A 12831-nucleotide genomic window follows, 5' to 3' on the forward strand; every position below is an offset into this window, starting at 1 on the left:
CCGAGGCCGCGGCGCTGTCCCGACCGCTATTAGGGGAGAGTAGTCTTGTCTATTGACATGTCTTCTACTCCACTGCACCAGCTCGAGCGCGTCGTCATCCGTTTCGCCGGGGACTCCGGCGACGGGATGCAGCTCACCGGCGACCGTTTCACCTCCGACACCGCGGCCCTGGGCAACGACCTGTCCACGCTGCCGAACTTCCCGGCCGAGATCCGCGCCCCCCAGGGCACCCTGCCGGGGGTCAGCTCCTTCCAGGTGCACTTCGCCGACCACGACATCGCCACCCCCGGGGACGCACCGGACGTGCTCGTCGCGATGAACCCGGCGGCGCTCAAGGCCAACCTGCCGGACCTGCCGCGGGGCGCGACGGTCATCGTCAACTCCGACGAGTTCACCCGGCGCAACCTCGCCAAGGTGGGGTATGCCGCCAACCCGCTGGAGGACGACTCGCTCACCGACGCGGGCTACCACGTCCACGCCCTGCCGCTGACGTCGATGACCGTCGAGGCGCTGGCCGGGTTCGACGGGCTGACCCGCAAGGAGAAGGAGCGGGCCAAGAACATGCTGGCGCTGGGCCTGCTGTCCTGGCTCTACTCCCGCGACACCGCCTCGACCGAGGCCTTCCTGCGCGCCAAGTTCGCCCAGGCGCCGGAGATCCTCGAGGCCAACCTCACCGCCCTGCGCACCGGTCACGCCTACGGCGAGACCACCGAGGACTTCGCGGTGCGCTACCAGGTGGCGCCGGCGCCGATGACGCCCGGCACCTACCGCACCATCACCGGCAACCAGGCGCTGGCGCTGGGGCTGGTGGCCTCGGCCTACCGCACCGGGCTGCCGCTGGTGCTGGGGTCCTACCCCATCACCCCCGCCTCGGACGTCCTGCACCAGCTGTCCACGCTCAAGGCGCACGGCGTCACCACGCTGCAGGCCGAGGACGAGATCGCCGCCGTCGGGATGGCGCTGGGCGCCAGCTTCGGGGGGTCCCTCGGCGTGACGACCACCTCCGGGCCGGGACTGGCCCTGAAGAGCGAGACCATCGGGCTCGCCGTGGCGACCGAGCTGCCGCTTCTGGTCATCGACATCCAGCGCGGTGGTCCCTCGACCGGGTTGCCGACCAAGACCGAGCAGGCCGACCTGCTGCAGGCGCTGCACGGCCGCAACGGCGAGTCGCCGGTCGCCGTCGTGGCCGCCCAGTCGCCGACCGACTGCTTCGACGCCGCCCTGGAGGCGGTCCGCATCGCGACGACCTACCGCACCCCGGTCATCCTGCTGTCCGACGGCTACCTCGGCAACGGGTCCGAGCCCTGGCAGATCCCGGAGGCCGCGCAGCTGCCCGACCTCACGGTCCGGCACACCACCGAGCCCAACGCCACCGACGAGCGCGGCGAGCCGGTCTTCCACCCCTACCTGCGGGACGAGCAGACCCTCGCCCGGCCCTGGGCGGTGCCCGGCACCCCGGGGCTGGAGCACCGCATCGGCGGCATCGAGAAGGCCGACGTCACCGGCAACATCTCCTACGACCCGGCCAACCACGACCGGATGGTGCGCCTGCGGCAGGCCAAGATCGGGGCCATCGCCGACTCCATACCGCCCCTGGAGGTGGACGACCCCAGCGGCGAGGCGCGCGTCCTCGTGCTCGGGTGGGGGTCGACCTACGGCCCCATCGGTGCCGCCACCCGGCTGGTGCGCGCCACCGGCGCGAAGGTCGCGCGGGCCCACCTGCGTCACCTCAACCCCTTCCCCGCCGACCTCGGTGACGTCCTGCGCCGCTACGACCGGGTCGTCGTGCCCGAGATGAACCTCGGCCAGCTCGCGCTGCTGCTGCGGGGGACGTACCTCGTCGACGTCCGCAGCCACACCCAGGTCCGGGGCCTGCCGTTCACCGCCGGTGAGCTCGCGCAGGTCGTCCACGAGAACCTCATGGAGGTCCAGTCGCAGGAGGTGACGGTATGACCACCGAGCTCGGCCTGCCGACCCGCCGGGGCACCGAGGGCGTGCCCCCGCTCGGGGAGGGCGAGAAGCAGACCAAGAAGGACTTCACCTCCGACCAGGAGGTGCGCTGGTGCCCCGGGTGCGGCGACTACGCCGTGCTCGCCGCGGTGCAGGGCTTCCTGCCCGACCTCGGGCTGCGCCGCGAGAACATCGTGTTCGTCTCCGGGATCGGCTGCTCCAGCCGGTTCCCCTACTACCTCGACACCTACGGGATGCACTCCATCCACGGGCGGGCCCCGGCCATCGCCACCGGCCTGGCGACCTCGCGGGAGGACCTCTCGGTGTGGGTCGTCACCGGCGACGGTGACGCCCTGTCGATCGGCGGCAACCACCTCATCCATGCGATGCGGCGCAACGTCAACCTCACGATCCTGCTGTTCAACAACAAGATCTACGGCCTGACGAAGGGACAGTACTCCCCCACCTCGGACGTCGGCGCGGTGACCAAGTCGACCCCGTCCGGCTCGGTGGACCACCCCTTCAACCCGGTCTCGCTCGCGCTGGGCTCGGAGGCGACCTTCGTCGCGCGGACGATGGACTCCGACCGCGCCCACCTCACCGAGGTGCTCCGGGCCGCCGCCGCGCACCGCGGCACCTCCCTGGTCGAGATCTACCAGAACTGCCCGATCTTCAACGACGGCGCCTTCCAGCTGCTCAAGGACCGGGACGAGGCGACCGGCCGGGTGGCGCACCTGCGCGCCCACGAGCCGGTGCGGATCGGCGCCGAGGGGAGCCCGGAGGCGAAGGTCGTCGTCCGCGACCCCGAGGGCCGTCTGCAGGTGGTCCCGGAGCAGGCCGTGCCCGCGGGGCACACCGTCGTCGTGCACGACCCGACCGACCCGGACCCCACGAGCGCCTTCGGGCTCTCGCGCCTGGACGACCCGAGCATGCAGACCGTCCCCATGGGCATCTTCCGTCAGGTGGAGCGCCCCACCTACGACGACGGCGTGCGCGAGCAGGTGCAGGAGGCCACGGCCGGGACCACCAGGGACACGGCCTCGCTCGACGCGCTGCTGCGCGGCCGGGACACCTGGACCGTCGACGGCACCCGCCCGGGGCAGGTCGAGCAGCTGCTCGAGGGAGAGACCACCGAGGGTCCGACGCCGGCGGCCGGGGAGGCGCTCGCCGAGGAGGGCGAGGAGGTCTACGAGGACGAGGGCACCCCCTAGGATGCGGCGGTGACGGACGAGGCCGAACGCCGTCGGCAGCACGGCACGGCCTACGGCTTCCTCGCCTACCTCCTGTGGGGCGTCTTCCCGCTCTACTTCGCCGCCCTCCGGCCGTCCGGGCCCTGGGAGATCGTCGCGCACCGCATCGTGTGGACGCTGGTGCTGTGCCTCGCGGTCCTGCTCCTCACCCGCGACCTGCGCTGGATGGTGCAGCTCGCCCGGACCCCCCGGCGGCTGGGCGGGGTCATGCTCGCCGGCCTGTTCATCGCGGCCAACTGGGGCATCTACACCTACGCCGTGCTCACCGGGCACGTCACCGAGGCGGCGCTGGGCTACTTCCTCAACCCCCTGGTGACCGTGGCCCTCGGCGTCCTCGTCCTGCGCGAGCGTCTGCGCAGGCTGCAGTGGGTCGCCGTGGGCATCGGCGCCGCGGCCGCGGTGTACCTCTCCGTGGACTACGGTTCGCCGCCCTGGATCAGCCTTGCCCTGGCCTGCTCGTTCGCCAGCTACAGCCTGCTGAAGAACCGCCTGGGCGTGTCGCTCAGCCCGCTGCGCTCGCTCGTCGGTGAGACGGCGACGGTGCTGCCGCTGGCGCTGCTCATTCTGTGGTGGCTCGACCAGACCGGGCAGACCACGTGGGGCGGCGACGGCGAGCTGCACACCGTCCTGCTCATGTCGACCGGCCTGGCCACCGCCGTACCGCTGCTGCTCTTCGCCGCCGCGGCGAGCCGGGTGCCGCTGTCGACGATCGGCCTGCTGCAGTTCCTCACCCCCTTCCTGCAGCTGCTCACCGGCGTCCTGCTGCTCGGCGAGCACGTGCCCGCCTCCCGCTGGGTCGGCTTCGCCCTGGTCTGGGTCGCCCTGGTCGTCCTGTCCGCCGACATGGTCCGCCAGGTGCGCCGCACCCGGGCCGAGCGTCGCGCCGCAAGAATGCCCTCATGCGTCGCCAACCCCGAATAATCACGTTTAACTCACCGCGGGACCCACATCCACAATCTACGGCGCGCCGGCGGTGCAATTTTTCGAATCACATGTATCAGAAGTCAAGTATTGTCTCAGCACCAGGTCGACCGGAACCGATCCATAAATAACATCTCGCAGAAAATTTGAACTCCAACTCCATAAACAGTTGGCGTGCGGCCCGTTAGGCATAGCCCAACAGTCCTGAATTGCCTCGTAAGCAACCTTGGCATGCTCGTCCGCCACCAAGACCGCATCACCATATGGGACTGGAAGGCCAAGCCCACGAGCAAGCCCCTCGGATATCTCGCGGTTTGCCATCATCGTCGCAAGAAAATCTTGAGCAATAGTCCGATTTGGCCCAAAACTGGAAACGAAAGCAGTGTGTATCATGTAGACCCCTGGAGCGGAATTTCCGGGCCTAGGGAAGGGTTCAACAGTGACCGAATCGGCTATGGCCGCGTATGAGTGACGTGCTGCCAAGGTGTCGACCAGTACCGCCGCCTCGCCAGTTGCAAATCTTTCTCGTGCCCTTTCGTGCCCGGGCCCCAATCTTCGAAGGTCAGGGTGCGTCTGCATGCTTTTCCTGAAGCTCTGCAAATTCTTGACCGAGTCGTTATCCTCCGAGACTCCAATCTCATTTCCCCAGGCCTGGTCATGATCAGCAGTGAACAAGGAGACTCGGAAGTTTTGCAGGAATGGCCACCAAAGGAAGGGTTCGAGACCCCACTCCGAACTGCTCCTGACCGTCAGTCCTACGTGAGTACGGTTGCTATCAGAAAACTCGTGTGTTGCTCTCATTAGCGCATTAAGAGTCCTCAATTGGACGCTTCCTAGAAGTTCACGATTTACGTGCAGCACGACTGTATCGAGGGCGACGGGAACCCCATAGTAGGTAGTGCCGTTCTCCAGGCGCTTCCAATACCGTGAAGTCTCACTTCCTGCAGATATCTCCCTTGCGGGCGATATCGCTCGTATGGCTTCGGCGGCAGCCAACTCCCCGCACCAGTCGTCGGCTCCCACTATCGCGTCTAGAACACGCGTTGTTTTCGCATCGAAGCCCGCCTTTAACGCCGCCCTCAATTGGCGTCCGCCTGAATGTTTCAAATGTATAGCACGGACCCCAAAGTCGGCTTCCAACTCCCGTCGAACGCCCTCAAGACCCGCCTTTAAATCCACCTCACTCGCAATGGAGAAGGTTCTTGCAAACTCTTCTAGGCGTAGATGCCTGTTCCTTCTCCAACGCCTGCCATTATTATCTGTATAAGCAATAGACAAGGACACTGAGTCCGATGATGCTCTTCCCACTACATGCTGGCCGGGATTGGCAGAGCGTTGGTAGAAGTATGATTGCTGCACACCAGCCTCGTCATATGTCCTAATCGACACATGCGCAGCTGGAAAGTTGGAGATATTAGACAGCTTCACCAACCGAGAATCCAAGAGCCAGGCGGAGATTTGAGACGCATGTTCGCGGCGAGAGCGTCGCTGTTCCTCCTCGCGCTGACGGTAGAGTTGTCTGAGCTGCGCGACGGTGACGCAAAGACCGACTAGTGCGATGACCGCTCCGGCAACCAAGGCAGCCGTTCTGATCCATTCCATGACCATTGAGGTCCCCACTTCTGCGGCTTGACTCCTCTTGGACACTTCGGGGGAGACAAGGCGCTGTGACGGAGTGCAGTTCATGTTGTCTGATACGGACTGGACTGATCCTACTCCAAAGTACCTAATCTAGAGGTAGTTCCAGACGCGAAGCGCATGCTCTGCGAAGGCAGCGGCCAAAGAAGTACTCGCTCTGGGGGGGTGAGGCGAGGCGCCACTTGCTCGTTATCCCATGTCCGCGGCGTCAAACCTGCAAGAGTGGCGCCGTCAAGAGTGCCGACCCGGTTCACCTCACCGACACTGCTTGTCGTCCTCAGGGCGTGCTCTTTCGCCTACGCGGGCTCGGAGCGACCGGCGGACCTCCCGCACGCTCTCGAATCTGGGTCCGCTTTCAGACTGGTCGTCCGTCGCGATGCGGTGTCGTCGGCCTGCTGCACGCGGTGCAATTTTGCACACCGTGCAGGGTTTCGTATGCTCAAGGGCGTGACTGTGCGATCGGACTCCGCGGGGGGCCGCGGGCCCGACCCCGCGGCGCCGGGCCGCCGCGAGCTCAACAAGGTGCGCACCCGCGAGGCGATCGTCGGGGCGCTGCGCGAGCTGGTCGCCGAGGTCCCCGCCGCGGACGTCACCGTGGACCAGGTCGCCGAGCGGGCCGGGGTGTCCCGCCGCACCTTCTTCAACTACTTCGGCAGCATCCCCGCGGTGCTCAGCGCCGTCTTCGCCGACCACGCGGCCGCGATGATCGCCCGGCTGGACCCCGAGGTCATCGGTGACGACCCCGTCACCGCCCTGCGCGGACTGACCCGCACGCACGGCATCCCCGAGGACCTGCTCGGCTGGTTCGTCGCCCTCAACCGCCACGCCGCGGACACCGACGCGACGGTCCTCCTCGAGCGCACGGTCTGGGCCGACATGGCCGCGTGGCTGCGCGAGCGCCTGCACGACACGCTGCCCGAGGCCGACCCGCTCTTCGTGGCCACCCTGGCCTCGGCCGTCATGAGCTGCTTCCAGGCCACCGAGGAGGCGTGGCTCAAGGATCTCGACGTCGACCGTCCCCAGCAGCTCTCCCCCGCCGACGTCACCCGCTTCCACGACCACCTGGACCGCGCCCTCGGCCTGCTGGCCGACGGCTGGCGCTCCCCCTCCGCCTGACCCACCGAAAGGACCACCGTGGCCACCCTGCTGCACCGACTGGGGCGCTGGTGCGCCCAGCACCGCCTGGGCGTCGTCGCCATCTGGGCCGCCGTGCTCGGACTCACCGTCACCGGCATGCTCACCATGGCCAAGCCGCTGTCCAACGAGTTCTCCATCCCCGGCAGCCGCTTCGAGGCGGTCCTGGAGACGCTGCAGGAGGAGATCCCGGACGCCGCGGGCACGACGGGCACCGTCGTGTTCCGCAGCGACGACGGCTTCACCGACGCCCAGCGCTCGGCCGTCGCCGACGCCGTGCAGGAGTGGGAGGAGCTGGACGGCGTCACCGCGGTCGACCCGTTCGAGGCCCAGGACCAGCTCGACGCCACCCAGGGCGACCTCGAGGACGGGCGGAGCGAGCTCGCCGACGCCCGCGAGCAGCTGGCGGACGGACGTGACCAGCTGGAGCAGGGACGCGCCGACCTCGAGCAGGCCCGGCAGGAGCTGACCGACGGGCGTGCCCAGCTCGAGGAGGGGCAGGACGAGCTCGACGCGCAGGCCGCCACCCTCGAGGAGTCGCAGGCCGAGCTGGACGCCCAGCTGGAGCAGCTCGAGGCCGGTGTCGCCGCCGGGCAGGTCCCGCCGGAGGCCGAGCAGCAGGCCCGCGCCGAGATCGCGGCGGGGCAGGCGCAGCTCGACGCCGGCCGGGAGCAGCTGGCCGCCGCCCAGGCCGAGATCGACGCCCAGCGCGAGCAGCTCGAGGCCGGCGAGGAGGAGCTCGCCTCGGGCGAGGAGGAGCTGGAGAGCAGCGCCGCCGAGCTGGAGGACGGGGAGGCCGAGGTCGCCCAGGGCGAGGAGGACCTGGCCGCGGCCGCCCGCCTCGCCGACCTCACCGACGGCTTCCGGGTCGTGAGCGAGGACGGGACCACCGCGCTCACCCAGGTCTCGGTCGCCGACGCCGAGGGCTTCATCCCGCCGGAGACCACCGAGGCCATCCAGCGCATCGGCAACGACGTCGAGAGCGAGGGGGTGCAGGTCGACTTCTCCAAGGAGATCACCGACGACCTGTCCAGCCTGCTCGGGCCGGGCGAGGTCATCGGCCTGGTCATCGCGGCCGTCGTGCTGCTCGTCATGCTGGGCAGCCTCATCGCCGCCGGGCTGCCGATCCTCATGGCCCTGGTCGGCGTCGGGGTCGGGCTGACCGGCGCCCTCGCCCTCTCCGCGTTCATCGACATGCAGTCGATCACCCCGGTGCTGGCGCTCATGCTGGGCCTCGCGGTGGGGATCGACTACTCCCTGTTCCTCATCAACCGGCACCGTGAGCAGCTACGCCGCGGTATGCCGGTCGCCCCCTCGATCGCGCTCGCGGTGGGCACCTCCGGCAACGCGGTGACCTTCGCCGGCCTGACCGTCATCATCGCCCTCGTCGCGCTCACCCTCACCGGCATCCCCTTCCTCGGCATCATGGGCATCGTGGCGGCGGCGACGGTCGCCATCGCCGTCCTGGTCGCCATCACCCTCACCCCGGCCATGCTCTCGCTCATGGGTGAGCGGGTGCTGCCCCGGCGGGCGCGCTCCGGCGCCGTCCAGGGGCGCCACGAGGAGTCCCCGACCGAGCAGGCCGACGACCTCGGCCGCGGGTGGGCCGCCCGCGTGCAGCGCCACCCGTGGCTCTCGCTGGCGGGGGTCCTCCTCGTCGTCGGCGCACTGGCATGGCCCACCGCGCAGCTGCGCCTCGGGCTGCCGGACGGCGGGACCGAGCCCGCCGGCTCCACGGCATACACCACCTATGACACCGTCCGGGAGGAGTTCGGTGCCGGGGCCAACGGCCCGGTCCTCGTCGTGGCCGAGCTGGACGAGCCGGTCGCCGAGGGGGACACGGCGCTCTTCACCACCCAGGCCGACCTGGGCGAGGAGCTGGCCGCCGCCGACGGGGTGGAGCAGGTGCTGCCGGCCGGCGTCAACGACGACCGTGACGTCCTCGCGTTCCGGGTGCAGCCCGAGGGTGGCCCGGCCGACGCCTCCACCGAGGCGCTCGTCGACCGCCTCGGCCCCGCGGTCGAGCAGATCGGGCAGGACCAGGGCGCGACCCTGGGGCTGACCGGCCAGACCGTGGCGAACATCGACGTCTCGGAGCAGCTGGCCGACGCGCTGCCGATCTACCTCGTCGTCGTCGTCGGACTCTCCCTCATCCTGCTGCTGCTCGTCTTCCGGTCCGTCGTCGTGCCGCTGCTGGCGACCGGTGGGTTCCTGCTGAGCATCGGTGCCGCCTTCGGTGCCGTCGTCGGGGTCTACCAGCTGGGCTTCGCCTCCAGCTTCTTCGGGGTCAACGAGGCCGGCCCGATCCTGTCGTTCCTGCCGATCCTGCTCATCGGGATCCTCTTCGGCCTCGCCATGGACTACCAGGTCTTCCTGGTGTCGGCGATGCGCGAGGAGCACGTGCACGGGCGGGAGGCCCGGGACGCGGTCGTGGCCGGCTTCAACCACAGCGCGCGGGTCGTCACCGCCGCGGCGATCATCATGATCTCGGTCTTCGCCGGCTTCGTGTGGGCGCACCTGACGATGGTGCGACCCATCGGCCTGGGCCTGGCCGTCGGTGTCCTCGTCGACGCCTTCCTCGTGCGGATGACGCTGACCCCGGCGGTCATGTCGTTGCTCGGCGAGCGGGCGTGGTGGCTGCCGCGCTGGCTGGACCGGATCCTGCCCGACGTGGACGTCGAGGGCGCCAACCTCGAGCGTCACCTCGGGACGTCGACCGGAGCCGGTGAGCAGAGCGACCCGCCCGGTCAGGAGGCGGAGCCCGCCCCGACCCGCTGACCCGCGGCGCGCAGCAGCGTCCGGGCGCCGACCCGCGCGGCCTGGTCACCCTCGGTGATCCGCAGCGCGAGCCGGCGCCCGGTGCGCAGGTAGACCACGATGCCGGGACCGCCCCGGTCCACGATGTAGGCGGTGCGGTCCGGGAGGGCCCGCAGCCCGATCCCGCCCCAGTGCATCGGGTCGAGGTCCTGGACGTCCGCCCCGGCGACCTGCTCGGCGCGCACGCGGGCCACCGGCACCGGCAGCACCCGCGACCGCACCCGGAGCCCGTCCTCGTCGACCTCGACGGTGACGGCCGACCAGAGCAGCGCCAGCCCGCCCGCGCCCAGCCCGGTGACGAGGACGACCGCGAGCAGCACCACGCCCTCGCCGGCCACGACCAGCACCACCGCGACGAGGGCGAACAGCACGAGCAGGCCGACGGCCAGCACCGTCAGGGTCCGGGACGAGACGTCCGAGGCCCACGGGTGCACCGGCTCCACCGCCCGGCCACGCACCGGCTGCACGCGGGAGCGCTCGGGGACCAGGTCGGCCAGCTCCTGCGCGCTCGGCACCCACCGGCCGTGCACGGCATACCCCACGAGCCCGGCGAGCAGCGCGCCCAGGACGGCCAGCAGCGGCCACCCCTCGCGGACGCCCTCAGGGCCGTCGACGCCCACCCGCCACGCGGTGACGACATAGAGCAGGACCGCACCCCAGGAGACCGCCGCGAGCGCCGTGAGCACCCAGCGGCCCCAGCTCGGCGGGACCAGGCGGCGCGCGACGGAGGCGACGGCCGCGAGGACGGTGCACACCACCACGGTCGCGAGGACCCCCGCGACGAAGCCCGGCCCGCTCGCGAAGCCGTCGGGCGCCCGGCCCGACCAGTGCGTCGGGACGCGGTCCGGGGGCGGCACGACGGTCAGGGCGAGCAGCAGGGCCGCCAGCGGCAGGATCGCCCAGAGTCCGGCCAGGGTGCGGCGCACGTCCGGTCTCCTTCCGGTCGGGGGGAGGTCCAGCGTAGTCGCCGCGACCGGCGCGAAGACGTCACCGGCTCGACCGCAAGCCTTCACCTCGACGACGCCGGGAGGGACATCGACCGGGCCTAGGTTCGCAGACGTCCGGGGTCACGGCCCGGACCGTCCCGAACGGAAGGACCCTCATGAGCCAGCTCACCGGGCGCCGGAGCCTGCTGCCGCTCCTCGCCGCCCACCCCGGCGGACGCAGCGCCGCGACCTGTCGCTACCGCTGCGGGGACGCCTGCTCGCAGCCGGTGCCCAACACGAGCAGCAACAGCTACTTCGGGGACGTGGTGCAGTCCGCCGTGGCGCGCCGCACGGTGCTCGCCGGAGGCACCGCCGCGATGGCGGGGGTGGCGTGGGCCGCAGCCCCGGGCACGGCGGCCGCGGCCGGGGAGGCGGAGCGGGGCCTGCCGGGGACGGAGGGCCGACGCGGCGGTTTCCCCTCCATCTCACCCACACCGGCCGACGTCGACGACCTGGTCGTGCCGGAGGGCTTCACCTGGGCCCCGGTCATCTCCTGGGGCGACCCCGTCGAGCCCGGCGCCCCGCGCTTCGACGTCGACCGGCAGAGCGTGGAGGCGCAGAAGGGACAGGCCGGCTACAACGCGGACTACCTCACCCTGCTCCAGGACGGCGACCGGGGCTGGAGACGGCGGCGCGGGGTCATCGTCGTCAACAACGAGTACACCAACCCCGAGATGATGTTCCCGGACTGGAGCGGCGAGGTCACCCCGGAGCAGGCGGAGATCGAGATGGCCGCCCACGGGATGACCATCGTCGAGGTCCGCCGCACGAACGACCGGTCCCCGTGGACGTACCAGCGGCGCGGGACCCGCAACCGTCGGATCCACGCGTGGACCCCCTTCGCGCTGGACGGCCCCGCCGCCGGGCAGGAGTGGATGCGCACCAGCACCGACCGTCGCGGGCGCCGCGTGCTGGGCACGCTCAACAACTGCGCCGGCGGGGACACCCCCTGGGGGACGGTGCTGTCGGGTGAGGAGAACGTCAACCAGTACTTCGACGCCACCGGCGCGCCGGACCCCGAGGGCAGGCTGGCCCGCTACGGCATCACGTCCGGCGGACGCGGCTGGGAGCAGGCCGACCGCCGCTTCTCCGTGCTCGAGGAGCCGAACGAGGTCAACCGCTTCGGCTGGATCGTCGAGGTCGACCCTGACGACCCCGGCTCCACCCCGGTCAAGCACACGGCGCTCGGCCGTTTCAAGCACGAGGGAGCCACCATCCGGCTGGCCCACGACGGGCGGGCGGTCGCCTACATGGGCGACGACGAGCGCTTCGACTACATCTACAAGTTCGTCTCCCGCCGCCGCTACCGCGAGGGTGACAAGCGCCACAACATGCGCCTGCTCTCCGACGGCGACCTCTACGTCGCGCGGTTCACCGGCGACGGCCTGCAGGACGGGCAGTACGACGGCGACGGCGAGTGGCTGCCGCTCGTGGTCGGCGGCGAGTCACGGGTCGAGGGCATGAGCGTGGCGGAGGTCTGCACCTGGACGCGGCTGGCCGCGGACCGGGTGGGACCCACCAAGATGGACCGGCCCGAGGACGTGCAGCCCGACCCGACGACGGGCCGCGTCTACGTCGCGCTGACCAACAACACCGCGCGCACGCCGGGCCAGATCGACGAGGCCAACCCGCGGGCCAACAACAAGTTCGGTCACGTCATCGAGTGGCGCGAGGCCGGGGACGACGCCGCCGCGCTGCGGTTCCGGTGGCGGATCGTCCTCGTCGCCGGCGACCCCTCCGACCCCAGCACCTACTTCTCCGGCCTCGACCGGCGCGAGGTCACCCCCATCAGCTGCCCGGACAACGTCGCCTTCGACGGCGAGCCCGGCCACCTGTGGATCAGCACCGACGGCGCCCCCGGCACCATCGGCACCTGCGACGGCCTCTTCCGCATGCCGACCACGGGGCGCGACCGCGGCCTCGTCCAGCAGTTCCTCTCGGTGCCCACCGGCGCCGAGTGCTGCGGGCCGGTCATCTCCTGGACGGACCGCTCGGTGCTCGTCAGCGTGCAGCACCCCGGGGAGGGCGGCTCCAGCGCCTACCCCTACCTCGGCGACAGCGTCCCCCGACCCGGCGTGGCGCACGTCTACCCGGGGCGGCGCCGGCGCTGAGCCGGCCCGCGCCGACCGCTCCCC

8 protein-coding genes are annotated in these 12831 nt (G+C 70.5%); 6 read left to right on the forward strand and 2 right to left on the reverse strand.

Going from position 1 to position 12831, the window contains the following annotated elements; all coding sequences use genetic code 11:
• The first annotated feature begins 57 nt into the window (after positions 1-57).
• The 3 genes from Q0967_RS10510 to rarD are packed head-to-tail and all read left to right on the forward strand — an operon-like array spanning position 58 to position 4121.
• The gene (locus tag Q0967_RS10510; protein WP_298751522.1) at positions 58-1953 is read left to right on the forward strand and encodes a 2-oxoacid:acceptor oxidoreductase subunit alpha; all 1896 of its coding nucleotides are present in this window, start codon (positions 58-60) and stop codon (positions 1951-1953) included.
• Positions 1950-3161 carry a 2-oxoacid:ferredoxin oxidoreductase subunit beta gene (locus Q0967_RS10515; protein ID WP_298751520.1) on the forward strand — a complete coding sequence of 404 codons (1212 nt, stop codon included), beginning with the start codon at positions 1950-1952 and terminating at the stop codon, positions 3159-3161. Before Q0967_RS10510 ends, Q0967_RS10515 begins: the two co-directional genes overlap by 4 nt.
• 9 nt (positions 3162-3170) lie before the next feature.
• On the forward strand, positions 3171-4121 hold the full coding sequence (gene rarD, locus Q0967_RS10520) for an EamA family transporter RarD (RefSeq protein WP_298751518.1): 951 nt from the start codon (positions 3171-3173) through the stop codon (positions 4119-4121).
• Positions 4122-4157: 36 nt separating this feature from the next.
• On the opposite strand, the gene Q0967_RS17450 is transcribed toward rarD, so the two are convergent.
• A complete protein-coding gene (locus Q0967_RS17450) occupies positions 4158-5807 on the reverse strand; it encodes an extracellular solute-binding protein (RefSeq protein ID WP_367181619.1) in 1650 nt (549 codons plus the stop codon).
• A gap of 399 nt (positions 5808-6206) precedes the next feature.
• On the opposite strand from Q0967_RS17450, the gene Q0967_RS10525 reads away from it, so the two are divergent.
• Together Q0967_RS10525 and Q0967_RS10530 are read left to right on the forward strand one after the other, a co-directional pair.
• Positions 6207-6875 (forward strand): TetR/AcrR family transcriptional regulator, encoded by a 669-nt coding sequence (locus Q0967_RS10525; RefSeq protein WP_298751516.1) that lies wholly within the window; start codon positions 6207-6209, stop codon positions 6873-6875.
• 18 nt (positions 6876-6893) lie between these two features.
• Positions 6894-9671 (forward strand): MMPL family transporter, encoded by a 2778-nt coding sequence (locus Q0967_RS10530; protein WP_298751514.1) that lies wholly within the window; start codon positions 6894-6896, stop codon positions 9669-9671.
• On the opposite strand, the gene Q0967_RS10535 is transcribed toward Q0967_RS10530, so the two are convergent.
• On the reverse strand, positions 9641-10636 hold the full coding sequence (locus tag Q0967_RS10535; protein WP_298751512.1) for a hypothetical protein: 996 nt from the start codon (positions 10634-10636) through the stop codon (positions 9641-9643). The two genes, Q0967_RS10530 and Q0967_RS10535, sit on opposite strands and share 31 nt — an antisense overlap.
• Before the next feature lie 176 nt (positions 10637-10812).
• Here Q0967_RS10535 and Q0967_RS10540 point away from each other — a divergent pair, with 176 nt between their 5' ends.
• Positions 10813-12807 carry a PhoX family phosphatase gene (locus tag Q0967_RS10540; protein WP_298751510.1) on the forward strand — a complete coding sequence of 665 codons (1995 nt, stop codon included), beginning with the start codon at positions 10813-10815 and terminating at the stop codon, positions 12805-12807.
• Positions 12808-12831: the final 24 nt, after the last annotated feature.

Source organism: uncultured Serinicoccus sp. (genome assembly GCF_947500995.1).
GTDB lineage: Bacteria > Actinomycetota > Actinomycetes > Actinomycetales > Dermatophilaceae > Ornithinicoccus.